General features: G+C 63.8%; 20 protein-coding genes and 1 tRNA gene. 9 read left to right on the top strand and 12 right to left on the bottom strand.

Translation table 11 applies throughout. The annotated features are described in order from the left end of the window. The first annotated feature begins 165 nt into the window (after window positions 1-165). The 3 genes from CK219_RS28840 to CK219_RS28850 all read left to right on the top strand — a co-directional run bounded on the left by CK219_RS28840 (window position 166) and on the right by CK219_RS28850 (window position 1520). The gene (locus tag CK219_RS28840) at window positions 166-630 is read left to right on the top strand and encodes a phasin (protein WP_095769951.1); all 465 of its coding nucleotides are present in this window, start codon (window positions 166-168) and stop codon (window positions 628-630) included. A 342-nt stretch (window positions 631-972) separates the two neighbouring features. After that, window positions 973-1049 (top strand) — tRNA-His (locus CK219_RS28845). Window positions 1050-1268: 219 nt separating this feature from the next. Continuing rightward, a complete protein-coding gene (locus CK219_RS28850) occupies window positions 1269-1520 on the top strand; it encodes a DUF768 domain-containing protein (RefSeq protein ID WP_095769952.1) in 252 nt (83 codons plus the stop codon). 34 nt (window positions 1521-1554) lie between these two features. On the opposite strand, the gene CK219_RS28855 is transcribed toward CK219_RS28850, so the two are convergent. Both CK219_RS28855 and xseA read right to left on the bottom strand, forming a co-directional pair. Next, on the bottom strand, window positions 1555-2673 hold the full coding sequence (locus tag CK219_RS28855; RefSeq protein WP_095769953.1) for a P1 family peptidase: 1119 nt from the start codon (window positions 2671-2673) through the stop codon (window positions 1555-1557). A gap of 7 nt (window positions 2674-2680) precedes the next feature. Further along, window positions 2681-4246 (bottom strand): exodeoxyribonuclease VII large subunit, encoded by a 1566-nt coding sequence (gene xseA, locus CK219_RS28860; protein ID WP_095769954.1) that lies wholly within the window; start codon window positions 4244-4246, stop codon window positions 2681-2683. Between the two features lie 119 nt (window positions 4247-4365). On the opposite strand from xseA, the gene CK219_RS28865 reads away from it, so the two are divergent. Further along, complete coding sequence (locus tag CK219_RS28865) at window positions 4366-6576, top strand: EAL domain-containing protein (protein ID WP_095769955.1); 2211 nt, start codon at window positions 4366-4368, stop codon at window positions 6574-6576. A 2-nt stretch (window positions 6577-6578) separates the two neighbouring features. On the opposite strand, the gene CK219_RS28870 is transcribed toward CK219_RS28865, so the two are convergent. Then, window positions 6579-7535, bottom strand: a complete 957-nt coding sequence (locus CK219_RS28870) for a LysR substrate-binding domain-containing protein (protein ID WP_095769956.1) — start codon at window positions 7533-7535, stop codon at window positions 6579-6581. 182 nt (window positions 7536-7717) lie between these two features. On the opposite strand from CK219_RS28870, the gene CK219_RS28875 reads away from it, so the two are divergent. Then, window positions 7718-8008 carry a DUF1127 domain-containing protein gene (locus tag CK219_RS28875; protein WP_095769957.1) on the top strand — a complete coding sequence of 97 codons (291 nt, stop codon included), beginning with the start codon at window positions 7718-7720 and terminating at the stop codon, window positions 8006-8008. Between the two features lie 185 nt (window positions 8009-8193). Here CK219_RS28875 and CK219_RS28880 read toward each other — a convergent pair whose 3' ends face one another. From CK219_RS28880 to CK219_RS28905, 6 genes are all read right to left on the bottom strand, one after another. Next, the gene (locus CK219_RS28880; protein ID WP_095769958.1) at window positions 8194-8418 is read right to left on the bottom strand and encodes a type II toxin-antitoxin system HicB family antitoxin; all 225 of its coding nucleotides are present in this window, start codon (window positions 8416-8418) and stop codon (window positions 8194-8196) included. Continuing rightward, the gene (locus tag CK219_RS28885) at window positions 8402-8653 is read right to left on the bottom strand and encodes a hypothetical protein (protein ID WP_095769959.1); all 252 of its coding nucleotides are present in this window, start codon (window positions 8651-8653) and stop codon (window positions 8402-8404) included. Before CK219_RS28885 ends, CK219_RS28880 begins: the two co-directional genes overlap by 17 nt. A 28-nt stretch (window positions 8654-8681) precedes the next feature. Next, window positions 8682-9680 (bottom strand): DUF937 domain-containing protein, encoded by a 999-nt coding sequence (locus CK219_RS28890; protein WP_095769960.1) that lies wholly within the window; start codon window positions 9678-9680, stop codon window positions 8682-8684. A gap of 102 nt (window positions 9681-9782) precedes the next feature. Then, window positions 9783-11156 (bottom strand): glutamate--cysteine ligase, encoded by a 1374-nt coding sequence (locus CK219_RS28895; RefSeq protein ID WP_095769961.1) that lies wholly within the window; start codon window positions 11154-11156, stop codon window positions 9783-9785. A gap of 275 nt (window positions 11157-11431) precedes the next feature. Then, complete coding sequence (locus tag CK219_RS28900; RefSeq protein ID WP_095769962.1) at window positions 11432-12166, bottom strand: 16S rRNA (uracil(1498)-N(3))-methyltransferase; 735 nt, start codon at window positions 12164-12166, stop codon at window positions 11432-11434. A gap of 133 nt (window positions 12167-12299) precedes the next feature. Continuing rightward, the gene (locus CK219_RS28905; protein ID WP_095769963.1) at window positions 12300-12947 is read right to left on the bottom strand and encodes a hypothetical protein; all 648 of its coding nucleotides are present in this window, start codon (window positions 12945-12947) and stop codon (window positions 12300-12302) included. Between the two features lie 85 nt (window positions 12948-13032). On the opposite strand from CK219_RS28905, the gene CK219_RS28910 reads away from it, so the two are divergent. Continuing rightward, window positions 13033-13731, top strand: coding sequence for a type 1 glutamine amidotransferase (locus tag CK219_RS28910; RefSeq protein ID WP_095769964.1), 699 nt, complete (start codon window positions 13033-13035; stop codon window positions 13729-13731). Between the two features lie 292 nt (window positions 13732-14023). Continuing rightward, window positions 14024-14155 (top strand): hypothetical protein, encoded by a 132-nt coding sequence (locus CK219_RS32675; protein WP_263481599.1) that lies wholly within the window; start codon window positions 14024-14026, stop codon window positions 14153-14155. 42 nt (window positions 14156-14197) lie between these two features. Here CK219_RS32675 and CK219_RS28920 read toward each other — a convergent pair whose 3' ends face one another. The 3 genes from CK219_RS28920 to CK219_RS28930 are packed head-to-tail and all read right to left on the bottom strand — an operon-like array spanning window position 14198 to window position 16981. Continuing rightward, on the bottom strand, window positions 14198-14965 hold the full coding sequence (locus CK219_RS28920; protein WP_095769966.1) for a metallophosphoesterase: 768 nt from the start codon (window positions 14963-14965) through the stop codon (window positions 14198-14200). A gap of 60 nt (window positions 14966-15025) precedes the next feature. Continuing rightward, window positions 15026-16162, bottom strand: a complete 1137-nt coding sequence (locus CK219_RS28925) for an alpha-hydroxy acid oxidase (RefSeq protein ID WP_095769967.1) — start codon at window positions 16160-16162, stop codon at window positions 15026-15028. Between the two features lie 15 nt (window positions 16163-16177). Continuing rightward, window positions 16178-16981: an FCD domain-containing protein gene (locus CK219_RS28930; RefSeq protein WP_095769968.1), complete on the bottom strand. Its 804-nt coding sequence runs from the start codon at window positions 16979-16981 to the stop codon at window positions 16178-16180. A 209-nt stretch (window positions 16982-17190) separates the two neighbouring features. Between CK219_RS28930 and CK219_RS28935 the strand changes: the two genes are divergently transcribed. Beyond that, window positions 17191-18513, top strand: coding sequence for a DUF3422 family protein (locus tag CK219_RS28935; RefSeq protein ID WP_095769969.1), 1323 nt, complete (start codon window positions 17191-17193; stop codon window positions 18511-18513). Window positions 18514-18674: 161 nt separating this feature from the next. Further along, the gene (locus tag CK219_RS28940) at window positions 18675-20171 is read left to right on the top strand and encodes an FAD-linked oxidase C-terminal domain-containing protein (RefSeq protein WP_095769970.1); all 1497 of its coding nucleotides are present in this window, start codon (window positions 18675-18677) and stop codon (window positions 20169-20171) included. Window positions 20172-20260: the final 89 nt, after the last annotated feature.

A 20260-nucleotide genomic window follows, 5' to 3' on the forward strand; every position in this document is an offset into this window, starting at 1 on the left:
GAAATCTCTGGGCTCTTGGTTAACGGCTCTCGTGGCTGACGCAGGGGAAAGATTTTATGGTGCGGTGCAGCAAAGATATTGCAATGCACAAAAAATCCGTTATATTGCCATCATACATGAACGAGACGGCTTTCTGTCAAAGCCGCTGCCGCGAAAGGTTGGAAAATGTCCAAGACCACTGCCAAGTCCGCCGAGACCATCGAAAACGTCGAATTCCCGAGCTTTGATGCTTCCAAGGCCACCGACCAGATCCGCGCCTTCGCCGAGAAGGGCGTCGAGCAGTCGAAGGAAGCCTATGCCAAGCTGAAGACCGGCGCCGAGGAGACCCAGAAGGTTCTGGAGTCGACCTACGAGACCGCCAAGACCGTTTCCAGCGACGTTTCGCTGAAGACCATCGCCGCGCTGCGCGCCAATGCCGAGGCCAGCTTCTCGCACCTCGAAGCCCTGGTCGGCGCGAAGACCCTTTCGGAAGTCGTCGAGCTGCAGACCTCCTTCCTGCGCAAGCGCGTCGAAATGGCCGTTGAGCAGGCCAAGGAGTTCCAGACCGTTGCCACCAAGGCGGTCGAGGACGTCTCCAAGCCGGTCAAGAGCGCCTTCGAGAAGGCGATGAAGGACGTCAAGGCCGCCTGATTTCAGCGCACAACCTTGCGATGCATCAAAACGTCGCATTTCGTCAGACAAATAGTCGTGCGATAGGTTGAGCAATCAGATACCCGGAAATGGAACCTCCTCCCTCCATTTCCGGGGTGACCAGCCAGCACCTCCTCCCGCTGGCTCGTAACAGGAAAAGGCCGGCACCTCCTCCCGCCGGCCTTTTCTTTTGCCTTGACGAAAGGCGAATGAGGAAACCAATCGTTTACCTTATCAAGGCCCTTGAATTAGAATCCGATAGCCCGTATTTGACGCATCGCCGAACGACAGAGCGGATCACGGAGAATGAAGCTTTCACCTCGATCCAGCTCAGGCAGGCAGGCCGTTGTAGCTCAGCTGGTTAGAGCGCCGGATTGTGGATCCGGAGGTCGCTGGTTCGATCCCAGCCAACGGTACCATCACTCTCGATGATCTGAACGTGCACCTTGAACCCTTCCATTCCTTCGGCTCCGCGGACCATGGGCAAGCTCTCTTGTCTCTAGGGCGAGATATATTGTCCCATGGACAAGGTGTCTTGCCGGTCGAGGCCGACTCGGCTCGAATGGAGCATGCATCCTTTGCAGGGATGCGGACGTTCATGACGACCAACCGGCTTTGCCGCTAGGGAAAAAAGCAGTATGAGTGAACATGCGATCGAGTTCTTGCGCGGATGGATTGGCGAGAAAGTCCAATGCCAGCATTTGCCGATCAAGATCGACAAGCAGGCCGAGACCCTTGCGAAGGAATGCTGCGCCAAGGCCGCCGAGGCAGGCATTCTGCTGGAGGACATCCAGGAAGAGGTCGGCGACATCCAGGAATTGATCGCGTCGCGCCTCGAGGAAGCCGTTGAAGAGGGCAGCAGCGAAGTCAACCCGGACAAACCGGAATAAACACCGGCCTGCCACGGGCCGGCGGCGCCGTTTCTCAGCCGAATTTTTCCTCCAGCCATTCCTTCGGCAGCGCCGGCACGAAATTGCCGTCGCGCCCCGTCATATCCGCATTGGAAACCAATGCGTTGAGGATCGCTTCCTCCACGCCTTGCACGACCGCGTCGAAGAACGGGTCGATGTCGACGTCCGGGATGAATTCCGCGCGGGCGATGCGGCCTGAAGGCGCAAGCGCGGCCTCGGCATTGGCGGTCGAGAAGGCGAGAAAAATATCGCCAGAACTGTGATAGCCATAGCCCCCGGTCACGGCAATGCCGAGCGGCACGCGCCGGGCGAGCCGCTTCATCTGATGCGGCAGCAACGGCGCGTCGGTGGCGATGACGGCAATGATGGAACCCTTTTCGGCGCGCGGCGTGCCCTCGCGGATGGCCGGTTGGGCCAATTCCGGGCCGACACGCCGGCCGCGAATGGTGAAATTGTGCCTTTTGCCGAAATTCGCCTGCACGAAAACACCAAGCGTGTAGCGCCGGTCCCGCCATCCGACGATGCGCGAGGCGGTGCCGGATCCGGCCTTGAAGCCGAAGCTTATCATGCCGGTTCCGCCACCGACGCTGCCTTCCTCGATGGCGCCGCCGCTGGCGCTGTCGAGTGCCGTGGTCACATGGTCGACGCTCACATGATGGCCGTTGATGTCGTTGAGGAAGCCGTCATAGGTCTCTGCCGCCACCGGCAGGCCCCAGCCGCTATCGAGCGCAGCCGGCAAGACGCGATGCATCCAGCGCAAGGTGGCATCGCGGGTCACGCCGCAGGAATGCGTGTTGGTGATGGTGACCGGGAAATTGAAGGCACCGGTTTCCTCGATGATATGCGTTCCGGTCAACTCGCCATTACCGTTCTGGCTGAACACGCCGGCGAACACCGGCGTCGCGAGTTCCTGAGCTGGCCTTGGCAGGATCGCGGTCACGCCGGTGCGCACCGGACCGTTTCCGACCTGCAGCGGGCCGTCGCCTGAAATGAGCGTCGTGTAGCCCACCGACACGCCCGGCACGTCGGTGATGGCGTTGAAAAGGCCCGGCGTGCCATCGAGCGCGATACCGAACGAGCGCAGGCGCGGCTTGCCCGACGGGGTGCGAAGATGCGGGTCGTGGTCGCTCATTCAGACCTCAGAACAACGAACCCTGATTGCCCGGCTCCTTGGCCTTGGCGGGCGATTTTCCGGCCAGCTTCGGCCGCGCCCCGCCGGAGGTTGCGATGGCCTCGGCAGTGCCGTCGGCGAATTCCAGCTGCAGCGCCGCGCCCGGCGCCAGCTCCGCGACCCGCTTGATGACGGCGCCTTCGGCATCCTTGACCAGCGCGAAGCCGCGCGCCAGCACGGCCTTGTGCGACAATGTTGAAAGCAGCCGGTCCGCCTGGGTAAGAGCCGCGCGCAGCCGGTCGAGGCGCCGCGCCGTCGCCTGATCTTGCCTGCGCGACAGCGCTGCCAGCGTGTCGGCCTGTTGCTTCTGGCGCCGCACGATCGGCGCCGGCGACAGCCTTGCTGCCGTGCGTTTGAACCGCGTGCGCCTTTCGCGCACGATGGCGAAGAACGCGGCTCGCGCCCGCGCAATATCGCGGCCGGTCAGCGTGCGCGCTTCATTGAGGCGCCGCGACAGGGTTGCCGGCGTCAGCCTTTGCCGCTCCAGCGTCGCCCGCTTGCGTTCGATATTCACCGTCAGCCCGCGACCGAGGCGGCTGGTCGCATCGTCGAAACGGCGGCGCGGCAGCGCTAGCAACTGGTCGGGCGAGGGGAGCGCGCGCGCCGCGGCGCGCACGGCCTGGCGCTTGCGTTCCAAATGCCGCGAGGCGCAGGCGTTGAGCCGCGCGGCAAGACTGGCCAAGGTAGCCTCCAGATCCGCCCTGACCGGCACGGCGATCTCGGCCGCGCCCGTCGGCGTCGGCGCGCGCATGTCGGCGACGAAGTCGATCAGCGTCGTATCAGTCTCATGGCCGACGGCCGAGATCACCGGGATGGAGGACGCCGCAACGGCACGCGCCAGCCCTTCGTCGTTGAAGCCCCAGAGGTCCTCAAGGCTGCCGCCGCCGCGTGCCACGATCAACAGATCGGGTTGGCGGATGGGTCCGTCCCATGTCAGCGCACTGAAGCCGTTGACGGCCGCGGTCACCTCCCTGGCCGTCGTCTCGCCCTGGACCCTCACCGGCCACACCAGCACATGAAGCGGAAACCGGTCCTTGATGCGATGGATGATGTCGCGGATCACCGAGCCGGTCGGCGAGGTGACGACGCCGATGACCTGAGGCATGAAGGGCAGCCGCCGCTTGCGGCCGGCATCGAACAGGCCCTCGGCCTGCAGCCGGCGCTTGCGCTCTTCGAGCAGCGCCATCAGCGCGCCGGCGCCTGCCGGCTCCAGATTGTCGATAACGATCTGGTAGTTGGATTTGCCGGGATAGGTGGTCAGCTTGCCACTGGCGATCACCTCCATGCCTTCCTCGGGGCGGAACTTCAGCCGCGCCATGGTGGTCTTCCAGACCACCGCATCGATCCGCGCGCGGTCGTCCTTCAACGCGAAGTAAGCGTGGCCGGACGAATGCGGGCCGCGATAGCCGGAAATCTCGCCACGCACCCGCACATTGCCGAAGGCGTCTTCGACAGTGCGCTTCAGCGCGCCGGAAATCTCGCTCACCGTATATTCGGTGGCGTTGCTGCGTGATTCGGTTGCTGTTTCACTCATTGCGCGATTGGGGAACGCTTATCGGCCCGCGTCAAGCGCGGCGAAACCGCGCCAATATCATAACGCGATCTTAAGCCCGATTTGCTTTGACAGGCCCAGAAGAGCCGGCCGGGGACCTGATGAGCGCACGCCAAAACAGCAGCCCGTTGACCCGTCAGGTCACGCTGACCGTGCTGACGCTCGCCACTTTCGCTTTAGCCATCGTCGTGGGCTTCGGCTTCTACGCGACCAGCCAGGCCGATGATGCCTCGCTCGTACGACAAAAGATGTTCATCGCCGATGGTTTGAAGGACCAGATTGCGTCTGTTCAGCGGGAGCAGGAAAGCGTTTCGGTCTGGGATGACGCGATCATCAATGTGAGGGCAGGCAACCAGACCTGGATCGAAGAGAATCTCAGTGTCTGGATGTACACCTATTATGGTCACAACCGGGTCTATATTCTCGACGCCGCCAATCATGCGATCCACGCCATGCGCGAGGGCAAGGTGGTCGACGCTTCCGCCTATGGCGAGGACCAGCCCACGCTTCTTCCAATCATCGAAAAACTGCGTCGCATGCTGGCTGGGCCGCCGCAGACCGATGCGTACGGCCAGCCTGCGAAGATGGTGGCCGAGGATCTGGTGTCCCTCGATGGCGCGCCAGCGATCGTCAGCGTCGCGCCGCTCCTGCCGAGCTCGGACAGGATCAGCCAGGCGCAAGGCACCGAATATCTGCATGTGTCGGTCGAATTCATCAATAACGCGGTGATCGGCAAGATCGCCGGAAAGTACCTGCTTGATGGCGCGCGGCTGGTGCCTTTGTCACAGCCGGCTGGCCCAGCCGCGGTGCCGCTGGTCGATTCGCGCGGCGTCATCCTCGGCTATATCGGCTGGGACCAGCTACGGCCCGGCCTTGCTCTGGTGCGCGAGATCGCTCCTGCCTTGGCGATCGCGCTGCTGTTGGCGGGCGGCGTGCTGGTATTCCTGTTGAGCAGGTTGCGTCGGGCCTCGACGGCGCTGCAGACCAGCCAGGACCAGGCGCAATATCTCGCCTTCCACGACACGCTCACCGGCCTCCCCAACCGGGCGCTGTTCGAGGACCGCTTGCGGCGCACGCTGCTGTTCGCCAGCAGGGACAAGACGCGCGTCGCGCTGCTCTATCTCGACCTCGACCGCTTCAAGCATATCAACGACACGCTCGGCCATCCGGCCGGTGACGAGCTCGTGCGCCAGACGGCGGCGCGGCTCAAGCATACGATCCGCGAAGTCGATACCGTCGCGCGGCTCGGCGGTGACGAATTCGCCGTCATCCTGCTTGACGTTCCCGACGTCGGAAGCGCCGAGGACATCGCCGAAAGGCTGCTCTTGAAGCTGCGTGAGCCGTTCCGGCTGATCGACGACCAGGTCTTCGTCAGCGCGAGCGTCGGCATCGCGCTGTCGTCTGGATCGGACACCGATGCGGACGAGCTGTTGCGCAAGGCCGACATCGCGCTTTACGAGGCCAAGAAGAACGGTCGTGGCTGTTACGAGCTGTTTGCCGGCGACATGGACGATCTCTTGTTGCGCAAGCGCAAGGTCGAATCGGAACTCCGCAAGGCGCTTGAGGGCGAAGGTGGCATCAAGCTCGCATATCAGCCGGTTTTCGCGGCCGACGGCCGCGCGATACTGGGGGCCGAAGCGCTGATCCGCTGGGGCCATGAAGTGCACGGCGCTTTGCCGGCGGCGCAATTCATCGCCATCGCCGAAGAGCGCGGCCTCATCGGCGATTTGGGCAAATGGGCGCTGGGCGAAGCCTGCCGCTTTGCCGCCGGGACCGAATTGCCCTGGATCGCGGTCAACATCTCGCCGATGCAGCTGCGTGACATCGGCTTTGCCGGACAGGTCGCCGATATCCTGAGCGAAACCGGGCTCGATCCCTGTCGCCTGCAGCTTGAGACCACCGAAAGCGTGCTGCTCGAGCACAATGATACGATCGGCACGGTGATTGCCGCGCTGCGTCAATCCGGCATCTGCATCGTGCTCGACGATTTCGGCACCGGCTATTCCTCGCTGAGCTATCTGCGCCGCCAGGCGATCGACAAGTTGAAGATCGACCGCTCTTTCGTGCATCTGCTCGACGAGGACGAAAGCGCGCGCGCAATCGCCAAGACACTGATCGAGCTGGCGCAGGCGCTCAAGGTCGAGGTAACCGCGGAAGGCGTCGAGACCGATGCACAAAAGGCCTTGCTGGTCGGCATGGGCTGCCGCCAGTTGCAGGGCTATCTGCTGTCGCCACCGCTGGAGCCCGGCCAATTGCTTGCGCTGCCGGGTGTTTCACCTGCCGACCGGGAACGTTCCGCCGCTCGCGCCTGACTCTACCAGCCTGGCATGATCTGGTTCGCCTTGACCCGCTTCATCTTGGCGAAGGCGAGGGCGGCGAAGTCCAAGCTTCCCGCCTCCTCGCTGAGGGGCACGGAAATGTTGTCGAGGCTTTCGGCGATGTGGCGGGCCAACGCGTCGACGATCTCCGGCTGCGAGGTCTGGCCGCGCATGATGCCGATGCGGCAGTCCGGCAACTGGCCGAAGCCGTCGGCCTCGCCGAGCACGCGCATGCCTGGCCGCAGCGCGCATTCCGGCAGCACCGAGACCGCCAGGCCGGAAAGCACGGCCGCGGTGATCACCGTGGCCGAGAAGCTGGAGAACAGCACGCGATACTCGCGGTTCTGCCGGTCGAGCACGTCGACCGCCGCGCGCCGCCAGATGCAGTTCGGCCGGCCGAACGCCATCGGCAGGGTTTCCTGTTCGTGAGTGGCATGGTTGGCGGACGTCACCCACAAAAGCGGCTCGCGCCGTACCACTTCCGACTGGCCGCGCGTATCGTTATGCGTCACCAGCGCCAGGTCGAGATTGCCGCGCTTGATGTGCTCGACCAGCCCCGGCGTCGGCTCGCAGACGACCGTCAGTTCGACGCGCGGGTTGGAGCGCGAGAAACGCGCCATGATCTCGGGCAGGAAGCGATCGGCATAATCGTCCGGCGTGCCGATACGGATCGTGCCTTCGAGCCGCTGGTCGTCGAAGGCGGCCAAAGTCTCGCGGTTGAGATGGATCAGCCGCCGCGCGTAGGCAAGCAGCCTTTCGCCCTCCTCGGTCAGCTTGTTGGTGCGGCCGTCCTTTTCGAACAACGGCTTGCCGATCCGCTCCTCCAGCCGCCGCATCTGCATCGACACTGCCGACTGTGTCCGATGCACCTCCTCGGCCGCGCGGGTGAAGCTGCCGGTGTCGGCGATCGAGATGAAGGTTTGCAACTGATCGAGGTCGAGCGGCGCTTTCATCGGTCCAACCTATCATTGATGTTGATGCTACAGATTAAAAACATTCGTTGGATTAATCAATCTCGCGATGGCAAATTGGCATTGTCCACATGACAGCATGTGAATGGAAACCGGAACGGCGCTTCTCCCAAGGCGCCGATCGCCTGGTTTCGTCCGCTCGACTCCTGGAAGGAGAGACTGACATGACCACGATTGAATTCGCTTCCGAGACCCCGCGCATCACCACGCGTCCGGCCGTTGCGACGCGCGTGCTCAATGCTCTCGCCAACGCCTATGTCGCCTGGAAAAACCGCCGTGCCTTCTATCGCCTGGGCGAGATGTCGGACGCCGAGCTTGCCGATATCGGCCTGACGCGCTCCGACCTTCATGTCGCCGTCGCCGTGCCCTTCGGGCGCGATCCGACGGTGAAGCTGCGCGCCATCGCCAGCGAGCGCGCCGACACGATCGAGGATCTTGCTCGTCGGGTGGCCTGAACGGCCGCATTGCCCGGAATTTCCGGTCGCGTTGAACCTTTTCACGGCTCGGCGCGACCAAGTTTCATGCAGGCTCCCACACTCCCTGCCGGTTCCCCGCCGGCCAGCCTGCACATTGCCCGGTTCCTCCCCCAGGACCGGGCATTTTTTTGACCGCGCCTCTCTCTGGGAGGCGTCTCAGGGGATCAGGCGAAAGCCAATTTTCTCGACGGTCTTGGCACTGACCGGCCAAGTTCATGCGCAGCTTCTATCCAAGCCGCGATGGCCTCCTGAACATTCGCGATGGCCTCTTCGGGAGTTTCGCCATCGCTCATGCAGCCGGGAAGATCCGGGACATAAGCGGAGAACCCGCCACCGTCCTCAATCGAGAGTGGTGCGATGACGACAGGATATTCAAGCTTGTCCGTCATGCTTTTTTGCCTCGTCGATAAAGGACACGAGTTTTCGAATATATACGGGCTTGATCGGGCGTTTGAAAGGCACCGTCAAAATGTCAGCCATTGCCGTGTGGTAGATTTTGTAATGCGAACCGCCCGATCTCGGCGGCACGCATTGAATGCCGGCCTCGTCGCAAACTGCCTTAACATCTCGCATCGACCAGTCGCCGCGGGGATTGCGGCGCATTTGTTCGAGTCTCTTGCTCACGAAAGTCGTTCCGGGGGCGTTCGATAACTCACCGCCGGTCCATGTCGCGCTTGAACTGGTCGAAGATCGTCCCGACGCTCTTCTCATATTCGTCGCGCTGCCGGGCACCGGTCTCGAACATCTTGCCGAAGATGTCGTCGAACGGGTTTCGCGGCCGGCCGCTCGGATTGGTTTGCGGCTGTTGCGGCGCGCTCTGCTGCGGCTGCGGCGCCGGTTGTCCCCCAGGCATGCCGAAACCGCCGCCGCCCTGGCGCAGCATCTCCTCGAAGATCTTGCCCAGCGGGTTGTCGCCATAGGGACTTTGCGGCTGCTGTGGTTGAGTCTGCTGCGGCTGCTGCGTCGCGCCGCCGCCGAACATATCCTGCAGCACCTTCCCGAGCGGGTTTTCGCCGTACGGACTGGGGGCCTGCTGGGGCTGACTTTGCGGCAGCTGCGTGCCGCCGCCGAACATGTCCTGCAGCACCTTGCCGAGCGGGTTCTCGCCATAGGGCGCCGGCTGCGGTGCCGGCGTGAGGCCGCCCTGGCGCATCATCTGCTCGATGATCTCGCCAAGCGGATTGCCGCTGCCGCCGAAGCCGGCGGCCTGCATCTGCCCCCCACTCAATTGATTGTTGGTCTGTTTGAACAGCCCGCCCATCATCATCGAAGCCATGGCCGGCAGCATCTGCTGCAGCACCTGCTGGCTCAAGCCCGTCGCCTGCGCGGCCTGGGCTGCCACGGCGCGCGACAAATCCTTCGAGCCGAACAGATGGCCGAGAATGCCGTTGCCCTCATCGATGCCTTGCGGCGAAAAGGCCCTCGTGGCGTCCTCGAAATACTTGGCGTGCTGGCCGCTCGCCATTGCCGTCATGAACGCGCCCATCCCGTAGGGATCGGCGGTGTTGCGCTGCAGCCCTTGCGAGAATGCCGGCAGCAGCGCCTGCACCGCGGCCTGCGTCTGCTGCATCGAAAGCCCATATTGCTGTGCCAGCGCCTGCATGCCGGCGCCGTTCTGGGCCTGGGCGAAAATGTCGAACAGGGAAGGCATTTGGGTTCTCCTCCGAGAATATCCTCATCGGAGAGCCTAGTTCGTTTCCATCACCGATTGAAGCGGCTTTTGGCGCCCAACCGCTCGGCGCATGCCGGACGGTTAATACGCATATTCCATGAACACCGGCTCGATCGAGCCGCCCCAGCGCGTGTGGTAGGCCGACAGCATCTCCTCGGCGCTGGTGGTGCCGCGGGCGACCACTTCGTCGAGTGTATTGAGAAACGACGTCTCGTCATAGCCGTCGCGGTTCTTCTTGGCCCGATTCTTCAGGCCCATGCGCGAGATGGCGAGCACGTCGCGGGCGACGTCGCGCAAGGTGGCGTTGCGGAACGGCGCCGCGATGCCTTGTTCCGGCACGGCGTTGCGCATCGCCAGCGCTTCCTCGTAGGTCCAGCTCGCGGTCAGCGTCTCGGCGGCGTCAAGCGCCTGCTCGTCGTAAAGCAGCCCGACCCAGAAGGCGGGCAGGGCGCAGATGCGCCGCCATGGCCCGCCGTCGGCGCCGCGCATTTCGAGGAAACGCTTCAGGCGCACGTCGGGGAACAGGGTCGAGAGATGATTTGCCCAGTCGCCCATCGTCGGCAGGCCGTCAGGGAGTTCATTGCGGGCAGCGCCCGCCATGAACTGTCGGAACGTATAGCGCGTCATGTCGTGATAGTGGCCGTCGCGGATGACGAAATACATCGGCACGTCGAGTGCCCATTCGACATAGTCGGCGAAGCCGAAATCGGGCGAGAAGCAGAATTCGAGCATGCCGGAGCGCTGGTTGTCGGTGTCGCGCCAGATGTCGCCGCGCCAGCTCTGCAGGCCGTTCGGCCGGCTCTCGGTGAAGGGCGAGTTGGCAAACAGCGCCGTCGACAGCGGCTGCAGCTTCAGCGACACCTGCATCTTGCGGCGCATGTCGGCTTCGCTCTCGAAGTCGAGATTCACCTGGATCGTGCAGGTGCGGTACATCATGTCGAGGCCCTTGGTGCCGACCTTCGGCATGTAGCGCGTCATGATCTCGTAGCGCGACTTCGGCATTTTCGGCGTATCGGCCAGCGACCATTTCGGGCTGCCGCCGAGGCCGAGGAAGCGGATGCCGAGCGGCTCGGCGATCTCGCGCACCTGCGCCAGATGCGCATTGCCCTCGCGGCAGGTCTGGTGGATCGATTCCAACGGCGCACCGGAAAGCTCGAACTGGCCGCCGGGCTCCAGCGAGATCGCGCCCTGGCCGGTCGGCTCGACCAGGCCGATGATACGGCCGGCATCCATGATCGGATCCCAGCCGAGTTTTTCGCGCATTCCCTCGAGGATGGCGCGGATGCCGCGCTCGCCGCCATAGGGCACCGGCGCGTTGCCGTCGACATAGAAGGGGAACTTCTCATGCTCGGTGCCGATGCGCCATTTGTCGCGCGGCTTGTTGCCGTCGGCCAGATAGCCGACAAGTTCGTCGACGCCTTCGATGAGCTGGGTATCGGTTGTGTCGCGCGCCATTAAAAAGCCCTCCGCAGCCATCAACTGGCCGCCGGGCGCTAGATGGACGAAATGTCAGTAGCCGATCAAGCGAAAAATCCTGAGCCACAGCTCAACTGGATTTGATCTGCATGGCTTACCTTCCCTTCTCCCCCTTGTGGGAGAAGGTGGATCGGCGCGTAGCGCCGAGACGGATGAGGGGTGTTCCAGCGGAGTGAGAGGCGGGTGTCTTCTGGAACACCCCTCATCAGTCGCCTTCGGCGACACCTTCTCGCAAAAGGGAAGAAGGCAACGTCCTACCAGTCGCCGATCGTTGCCTGGGTCACGGCCAATGCCGCCACCGCCGCGGTGTCGGCGCGCAGGATGCGCGGCCCGAGCGGGATGGCGGTGACGAATGGCAGGGCCCTCAGCATCTTGCGCTCGTCCTCGGAAAACCCGCCCTCAGGTCCGACCAGAAGCGCAAGTTTCTTCTCGTTTACCGCCTGCAGGGCCGGCAGCGGATTGTTGGTCGAGGCATCCTCGTCGCAGAAGATCAGCCGCCGCTCCTGGTCCCAACTGGCGAGCAGCCGTTCCAGCTTCTCCGCTTCGCGCACCTCAGGCACTGCCAGGATGCCGCATTGCTCGGCCGCCTCGACGACATTAGCGCGCAGCCGTTCGATGCCGGGCTTCGCCACCTGCGTGTGCTGGGTGATGACAGGCTGCAGTATGCCTGCGCCCATCTCGACCGCTTTCTGCACAAGGTAATCGAGCCGGCCCTGCTTCAGCGGCGCAAAGCAATAGACGAGGTCCGGCAGCGGCGGCTGCGGCCGCTGCAGTTCCAGCACCTTCAGCCGGACCGCCTTCTTGGACTTTGCAGCGACCGACGCCGACCATTCGCCGTCGCGGCCGTTGAAAAGCAGCACCTCGGCGCCTTCGCCGAGCCGCAGCACATGGGCGAGATAATGGCTCTGCTGCTGTCCGGCGTCGAATTCGAGGCCGGGTCCGAGATCGTCAGGCACAAACAGCCGCTGCATTTTGTAATTGGCGCGCATGGCTCAAACAGGTTCCGCAAAAGTGTCCCGCGGTTTTGCGATCAGAACCTGCGAAAAACAAGGGAATCTAAGCAGATAATCGTGGGACATCCCACGGATATCTGCTTGGCGATGAGCGAGGCCGGCTGCGGCGTCAAGCATCGGCGGTTGGATGCCAGACCGGTGCAAAGCCTTGCTGCAGCACCGCGATGGTGGTCGCCGGCGTCAGCAGGCGCAGCGACCCGCCGGTGAGGCGATCGAAGGCGATGAGACTCGAATAGCCCGCGAACGACCATTTGCGTGCCTTGCCGCCGCGCAGCGCATAGGCGGTGTCGCCGTACGCGATCATGGTTCCATCCGGCAAGCCGCTAAGCTCCGGCGCGGTCACGAGAGGCGGCCGTCCGCCGGAAGCCAGCCGCTCCTTGTGCAGCCGTTTGTCGACCATCGGCGCGCGCGGCTCTTCAATCCCGAACGCCTTGCCGAAACGGCTGATGAAGTCGGTCGCCCGTTCACGCCGGCAGAAGAAACAGGGCCGATGGCCGGCGGCCAGCGCCGTCACCTCATCTAGGAAGAACAGCTCCGTCCAACCTGCCTTTCCGCCAGGCCTGTTGCGGCCCATCGGCTCGCGCCGCACGTGGCCGAATTCGCAGACGCAGATGATCCAGGCCGGCAAGGCCCAGCGCTTCCTCAGCAGCGTCTTCGTCTCGGGGTCATGGATGATGCCGCGATTGCCGGTGAACAGGCCGCGTTCCGGCACGGCGTGAATGGCGCCGAAAGGGTCGACCCGGTTCTGCAGTGGCATAGCTTTCTCTCCGGCACGCATCTTGGCTGAAACACGGGCCGCATGATATCGCTCGCCCCAGCGTTTTCATGTCAGCAGGTTTTCGATGCGGGTTTTGGTCGTCCAGAATTTCGACAATGAGGGCCTTGGCCAGATTGGCGCTGCCCTTGTGGAAGCCGGCGCCGATATCGACCTGCGCAAGCCCTATCGCGGTGAAACTCTGCCCGGCGACAGCACCGGGCACGATGCCATCGTGGTGCTTGGCGGCGCCCAGAACGCGCTCGACGACGAGATCTGTCCCTATTTCCCCGCATTGCTCGACCTGGCACGCGATTTCGCCGACAAGGATCGCTCGGTTCTCGGCATCTGTCTCGGCGGTCAGCTTCTGGCGCGGGCTTTCGGCGGCACCAACCAGATCGGCGGGGCCACCGAGTTCGGCTGGCATAAGGTGTCGCTGACGCCGGCCGCCAAATCGGATCCGGTCATGGCGGCGCTGCCCGAGAAATTCCCGATCTTCGAATGGCATGACGACACGTTCGGCCTGCCGGAAAACGCCGTGCGGCTCGCCGGCAGCGCGATCGCCGAAAACCAGGCCTTCCGCCTCGGCCGCGCCGTCTATGGCTTCCAGTTCCACTTCGAGGCGGATACGCCGATGGTGCGCGACTGGAGCACCTCCTTCGCCGCTATGATCGCCGAGCGTCATCCCGACTGGAACGATCGTCTCGACGACGAACTGGCCCGCAATGGCGCCGACGCCGATAGCGCCGGTCTGGCGATAGCCCGCGCCTGGGTTGCGACGATCTGAACATCCACCCCGATCGGGCGAAGCGTGGCATAATTGGCACGCCTCAGCGCTTCCGTCTGGGGACAACATTCTTCTTTCTTGGTTTGTGTCCGGCCGCTCTTCTAAGAGGGCGCGCTTTGTATCGTCGATGCAACCGCCATGAACCTTTTGTGTGATCCAGCCGACACACCGGCGAAACAGAATCTGCTTAGAAGCGCGAAATCGTCGAAACATTGAGACGCATTTTATCGTTTCAACGCATTGGTAACCGCCTTGTGCCCAGATGCAGAAAGCTTAACCAGAGATGACGTCCGTGAAAGCAGCTCTCCTGTCTTTTGTCATGCTGTCTGCCATCGTGCTCTGCGGCCTGGGCATTTATGCCGCCGACGCAGCGACCAACCACCGCGCGGTCGACGGCTATGGCGTCACCGCCTCGCTGAACTAGGCCACAATCAAAATCGCAAGCAGGCCTGCGCCGGGATCGCGCCTAAAACGCTTTCCCCTGCATGGCGAGGATGCGTTTGTCGCCGCCATTGAGGGCCAGCGCGCTCAGCGTTCCGGATTTCCAGGCGAGCGTGTCGACATTGACGCGGTTGGCCTTCACCTCGGCTTCCGGGACGGGCGTGTGCCCGTGGACGATCACCTTGGAAAAAAGCCCTGGATGGTCATGGAAGGCGTCACGGATCCAGATCAGATCCTGCTGGTTCTGACGGTCGAGCGGCACACCCGGTCTTATCCCCGCGTGGCAGAAGAAGAAGTCGCCGAAGGTCGCCCAAAACGTCAGCGATTGCAGGAAATCGATGTGGCTGTGCGGCACCGCTTTCACCAGGGCCATATGTCCCCGGGCGATCGCTTGCGCCTTGCCGTACCAGTGGCCGTCGCCAAGAAGATCGACGCCATAGGACTGCGCCGTCTGCACGCCGCCGTAATTCACGAACAGGCCGTCCGGCTCTGCCTCGGCCAGGAATTCGAGCATGCCGATGTCGTGGTTGCCGGCGAGCATGATGTTGCGCGGATCGCGCTTGCGCGTCTCGATCAGGAAATCGATGACGCTTCTGGAATCCGGTCCGCGGTCGACATAGTCGCCGAGATGGATGATGCGCCAGTCGGAGGCGGGCGCATGTTCCAGTTCGCTCTCGATGCGCCGATGCATGGCGGCGAGCAGGTCGTGGCGTCCGTGCACGTCGCCGATCGCGTAAAGCCGCATGCCGTCCGGCCCGCGCGCGTCGAGATAATGGATGCCAGATTCGGTCAAGGCGTACGTCTTTCCCGTGAGGTTCACCACGGGAAACTAGGGCGGATCGGTGAATAAGGCCTAGCGCCGCAACTGGTCCTTGCCCATGTCGGTTACCAAACGCTTACCGCACAGCGCCAGCGTGATGTCCATTTCCTTGCGGATGATTTCGAGCGCCTTGGTGACGCCGTCCTTGCCCATCGCACCGAGGCCGTAGAGGAAGGGTCGGCCGATATAGGTGCCCTTGGCGCCGAGGCAGAGCGCCTTGAGCACGTCCTGGCCGGAGCGGATGCCGCCGTCCATATGGACTTCGATCCTGTCGCCGACCGCATCGGCGATTTCTTCCAGCACCGAGATCGAGGACGGCGCGCCGTCGAGCTGCCGTCCGCCGTGATTGGAGACCACGATCGCATCGGCGCCAGTCTCAGCCGCCATAAGCGCGTCCTCCTTATCGAGGATGCCTTTCAGGATGAGCTTGCCGCCCCAACGGTCCTTGATCCAGGCGACGTCCTTCCACGACAGATGCGGATCGAACTGCTCGTTCGTCCAGGACGACAGCGAAGAGACGTCGCCGACACCCTTGGCGTGGCCAACGATGTTGCGGAAGGTGCGGCGCTTGGTACCCGCGATCCCCAGGCACCAGCGCGGCTTCAGCGCAAGGTCGACGATGTTGGCGAGCGTCATCTTGGGTGGCGCCGAGAGACCGTTGCGCACATCCTTGTGGCGCTGACCCAAGACCTGCAGATCGAGCGTCAGCACCAGCGCCGAGCATTTCGCCGCCTTGGCCCTGTCGATCAGATTAAGCACGAAGTCCTTGTCGCGCAGCACATAGAGCTGGAACCAGAACGGCTTTTTGGTCACCGAGGCGACATCTTCGATCGAGCAGATGCTCATGGTGGACAGGGTGAACGGCACCCCGAACGCTTCTGCCGCCTGCGCCGCCAGCATCTCGCCGTCGGCATGCTGCATGCCGGTAAGCCCGGTCGGCGCGAGCGCCACCGGCATCGCTACCTTCTCGCCGACCATGGTCGATTCCAGCGAACGGTTGCTCATGTCGACCAGCACGCGCTGGCGGAACTTTATCTTGCCGAAATCCTCTTCGTTGGCCCGGTAGGTGCTCTCCGTCCAGGCGCCGGAATCGGCATAGTCGAAGAACATCTTCGGCACCTTGCGGCGTGCCAGGTCCTTGAGGTCGGCGATGGTGAGGATTTCGCTCATGGTTGTCCCCGCTGCTTAGGAGCGTTTTCGTGTGGGTTCAATGTCGCCGGCGTCCGAGCGCTGTCTGAGGCGCAGCCTGGATACGCGCTGCCAGTCGCCACTGCGCTCGGCTTCAGCCATCGAGCGCTCGACATAGGTGATGTGGTCCATCGCAGCCTTGCGCGCCGCGATTGGGTCTGCCGCTTTGATCGCGGCGTGGATCGCCCTGTGCTGCTCGAGCAGCGCCTCGCGCGCGCCGGGCACGCCGAACACCAGAAGCCTGTTCTGGAACACGCCTTCCGACAGCAGCCGGTAGCAGGAACGCAGCGTGTGCAAAAGGATGATGTTGTGCGCGCATTCGCAGACGGCGTGGTGGAACTCGACGTCGATTTCCGCCTCATCGTCGAAATCGCCGGTCCGGTGCGCCTCGTCCATGCGTGCCATGATGCGGTCGAGCAGGGCGAGGTCCTCCGGCGTGGCGCGGCGCGCCGCGTATTCGGCCGCCACAGCCTCGATCTCGCGCCGGTATTCCAGATAGTCGGTCACCGCCTTGCGGTGCGTGCTAATGAGATCGGTCACCGGCTTGGTGAAGAGCTGGCCGATGACGTCTGCGACATGCGTGCCGCCGCCGGCCTTGGTCGTCAGCAACCCGCGGCCTTCCAGCGCCTTCAGCGCGTCGCGCAGGATCGGCCGCGACACGTCGAACTGGCGCGCCAGCTCGCGCTCGCCGGGCAACCGGTCGCCGGTGCGCAGCACGCCTTCGAGGATCAGGCTCTCGATCTGCTGCACCACCTCGTCGGCGGTGCGCGAATGCTCGATCCTGGAGAAGATGTCGCTCAACGGAAGGGTGCCTGGGAAGCGGGACGGATGTGGCGCAGATTAAAGCCTCTGTCGCCAACTGGTCAAATTATTTATCCAATTCGTCCAGCCCGTCGCATTGCCGGCCGCGTGCCGCCGGGCCTGGATGCGGATATTTGCTGTTTACGCGTCCCGCCGATTGCCGCAAGACGGCAGGGTTTGCACGAAGGTCGAAACCAGGGGGACCAACCGTGTCCGACGAGATGTCCAGTCTCGAATTCCAACCGCGCGCCCAAGGCAGCGTGATGGGCTTTCCGGCGCATGAGGGACGGCCCGGCGCGCTGGGCGAGGTACACGCCCGCCCGCATCCGCTGATCGAGAAACCGCGCGTGCTCGTCCAGCTCTCCTTCATGACCGAGGGCGGCACCGCGGTCGATCATGCCGTGCTGTCGGAACTATCGCGGCGGCTGGGCATCGCCGCGCCCGAGCGCAATGCCCGCCATCATGCGATGAAATGGGGCAAGGGCACGCTGCGCTGGGAGCGCCATACGGAATTCTCGACCTATCTCTGGGAAGGGCCGCTGGCCGAAAACGGCCGGGGGCAAGAGGATTCGCCCTTCGGCAATGGCTTCTCGCCGCCCGGCACCGTGATTTCCGGCATCCGTCTGGAAATCCGCAAATGGACGCAGGCGAGCGAAAGGCTGATCGCCGGCTTCGACCCGACCAGCCTGTGCTATTCGCTGGTCGAGCGGGGCGCTGCCGCCATCGTCACCGATTTCCGCCAGGACGGCGACGGCCTGACCCGCATGCTGGTGCTCGATCGCGGCCTGACGCCGGCCAGCACCGGCGCCCTGTCGCAGCGGCTGATCGACATCGAGACCTATCGGACGCTGGCCATGCTTGGCCTGCCGATGGCATTGACGCTGTCAGGCCGCGCCCGTCGCATCGAGGACCGCCTGGCGCAGACCACGCTGGAAATGAAAGCGGTCGAGACCCGCGACAGCCAGACCTTGCTCGCCGACCTCACCGAACTCGCCGCCGAGCTCGAGGCCGACGCCGCGTCCAGCCTCTATCGCTTCGGCGCCAGCCGCGCCTATGACGGCATCGTCACCGCGAGGCTGGAAGCGCTGGATGAAGAGCCGGTGCAAGGCTACGACACCTGGGCGGGCTTTCTCTTGCGGCGCATGGCGCCCGCCATGCGTACCTGCCGCTCGGTCGAGGAGCGCCAGGCCAACCTGTCGCGAAAACTCACCCGCGCCACGACGCTGCTGCGCACCTGGGTGGATGTCGATGTCGAGAAGCAGAACCGCGACCTGCTGGCCTCGATGAACAACCGCGCCCGGCTGCAACTGCGCCTGCAGCAGACTGTCGAAGGCCTGTCGGTCGCCGCCGTATCCTATTATGTCGTCGGCCTCGTCGGCTATGTCGCCAAGGGCGCCTCGGTCTTCGGTCACGCTTTCGCGCCCGAAGTGATCACCGCGGCCTCCGTGCCGGTCGCCATCCTGCTCGTCTGGTGGGGCGTGCGCCGGGTGCGGAAGATGCATTCCGAGCCGGCAAAGCATCCGGGCGAGTAGCGGACAACCATCTTCATGCGCGGGTCTGTCCGCAGCGGCAGATTGCCGCTGCGGAAGCTTGGCGTCACGCTCGCGGCCGAATGCAAGCAAAGCAGCATTTGCAACAAAACCGTCGGGCTGGTAAAAGATTTTGACCAGTCAAGAGCGGATGAGGCTGCCCGATGTCCGGCTTAGCCATGCCCAAGCCAGATGCCGAAACGATGCGCCGGCGCGCCGAGATCGTCGCCGACATGCGCATCATCGTGCCGGGCGAGGGCGTCGTCGACGCGGCCAATGAAATGCGCGCCTTCGAGAGCGACGGCCTGACCGCCTACCGGCAGCTGCCGCTGGTCGTGGTGTTGCCGCAAACGGTCGCCCAGGTCTCGCGCGTGCTGAAATACTGCAACGAGCGCAACATCCGCGTCGTGCCGCGCGGCTCCGGCACCTCGCTGTCGGGCGGCGCGCTGCCGCTCGAGGATGCGGTGCTGCTGGTGATGAGCCGCTTCAACCGCATTCTTCAAATCGACTATCCCAATCGCGTTGTCATGGCCCAACCGGGCGTCACCAATCTCGGCATCACCACCGCCGTCGAGCAGGAGGGCTATTATTACGCCCCCGATCCATCCTCCCAGATCGCCTGCTCGATCGGCGGCAATGTCGCCGAGAATTCCGGCGGTGTGCACTGCCTGAAATACGGGCTCACCGCCAACAATGTGCTGGGCATCGAGATGGTGCTGATGAACGGCGAGGTGGTGCGCCTCGGCGGCAGCCATCTTGATCAGGAAGGCTATGATCTGCTCGGCGTCATGACCGGTTCCGAGGGCCTGCTCGGCGTCGTCACCGAGGTGACGGTGCGCATCCTGAAGAAGCCGGAGACGGCGCGCGCACTCTTGATCGGCTTCCCGACCAGCGAACAGGGCGGCCAGTGCGTCGCCGACATCATCGGTGCCGGCATCATCCCCGGCGGCATGGAGATGATGGACCGCCCGGCGATCCACGCGGCGGAGGATTTCGTTCATGCCGGCTATCCGCTCGACGTCGAGGCGCTGCTCATCGTCGAGCTCGATGGGCCGAGTGTCGAGGTCGACCACCTGATCGGCCTCGTCGAGGCGATCGCCTACAAGAATGGCTCGACCACCTGCCGCATCTCGCAGTCCGAGCAGGAGCGGCTGAGCTTCTGGGCCGGCCGAAAGGCGGCCTTTCCGGCGGTCGGCCGTATCTCGCCGGATTATTACTGCATGGACGGCACCATCCCGCGCAAGGAACTGCCGCGCGTGCTTGCCGGCATGCGTGATCTCTCCGAGAAATACGGCCTCGGCGTCGCCAATGTCTTCCACGCCGGCGACGGCAACCTGCACCCGTTGATCCTCTACGACGCCAACGTGCCGGGCGAGCTGGACAAGGCCGAGAGCTTCGGCGCCGACATCCTGCGCCTTTGCGTCCAGGTCGGCGGCGTCTTGACCGGCGAGCATGGCGTCGGCGTCGAGAAGCGCGACCTGATGCCGGAAATGTTCAACCAGGTCGACCTCGACCAGCAGATGCGGGTGAAATGCGCCTTCGACCCCAACCACCTGCTCAACCCGGGAAAAGTGTTTCCGCAGCTGCGGCGCTGCGCGGAGCTTGGGAGGATGCATGTGCATCGGGGGCAGGTCGCGTTTCCGGATATTCCGAGGTTTTGATGGGGGCTAATTTCGCATGACGGCGTTCCTTCGCCCCCCTCTCTGTCCTGCCGGACATCTCCCCCTCAAGGGGGGAGATCAGCTGTCAT

This window comes from Mesorhizobium sp. WSM4313 (assembly GCF_002294725.1).
In the GTDB taxonomy this organism is placed as follows: Bacteria; Pseudomonadota; Alphaproteobacteria; order Rhizobiales; family Rhizobiaceae; genus Mesorhizobium.

Excerpts from the sequence above, each read along its gene's own strand:
- CK219_RS28840 (WP_095769951.1), top strand. The coding sequence starts at position 166 with ATGTCCAAGACCACTGCCAAGTCCGCCGAGACCATCGAAAACGTCGAA.
- CK219_RS28850 (WP_095769952.1), top strand. The coding sequence starts at position 1,269 with ATGAGTGAACATGCGATCGAGTTCTTGCGCGGATGGATTGGCGAGAAA.
- CK219_RS28855 (WP_095769953.1), bottom strand. The coding sequence starts at position 2,673 with ATGAGCGACCACGACCCGCATCTTCGCACCCCGTCGGGCAAGCCGCGC.
- xseA (WP_095769954.1), bottom strand. The coding sequence starts at position 4,246 with ATGAGTGAAACAGCAACCGAATCACGCAGCAACGCCACCGAATATACG.
- CK219_RS28865 (WP_095769955.1), top strand. The coding sequence starts at position 4,366 with ATGAGCGCACGCCAAAACAGCAGCCCGTTGACCCGTCAGGTCACGCTG.
- CK219_RS28870 (WP_095769956.1), bottom strand. The coding sequence starts at position 7,535 with ATGAAAGCGCCGCTCGACCTCGATCAGTTGCAAACCTTCATCTCGATC.
- CK219_RS28875 (WP_095769957.1), top strand. The coding sequence starts at position 7,718 with ATGACCACGATTGAATTCGCTTCCGAGACCCCGCGCATCACCACGCGT.
- CK219_RS28880 (WP_095769958.1), bottom strand. The coding sequence starts at position 8,418 with ATGACGGACAAGCTTGAATATCCTGTCGTCATCGCACCACTCTCGATT.
- CK219_RS28890 (WP_095769960.1), bottom strand. The coding sequence starts at position 9,680 with ATGCCTTCCCTGTTCGACATTTTCGCCCAGGCCCAGAACGGCGCCGGC.
- CK219_RS28895 (WP_095769961.1), bottom strand. The coding sequence starts at position 11,156 with ATGGCGCGCGACACAACCGATACCCAGCTCATCGAAGGCGTCGACGAA.
- CK219_RS28900 (WP_095769962.1), bottom strand. The coding sequence starts at position 12,166 with ATGCGCGCCAATTACAAAATGCAGCGGCTGTTTGTGCCTGACGATCTC.
- CK219_RS28905 (WP_095769963.1), bottom strand. The coding sequence starts at position 12,947 with ATGCCACTGCAGAACCGGGTCGACCCTTTCGGCGCCATTCACGCCGTG.
- CK219_RS28910 (WP_095769964.1), top strand. The coding sequence starts at position 13,033 with ATGCGGGTTTTGGTCGTCCAGAATTTCGACAATGAGGGCCTTGGCCAG.
- CK219_RS28925 (WP_095769967.1), bottom strand. The coding sequence starts at position 16,162 with ATGAGCGAAATCCTCACCATCGCCGACCTCAAGGACCTGGCACGCCGC.
- CK219_RS28940 (WP_095769970.1), top strand. The coding sequence starts at position 18,675 with ATGTCCGGCTTAGCCATGCCCAAGCCAGATGCCGAAACGATGCGCCGG.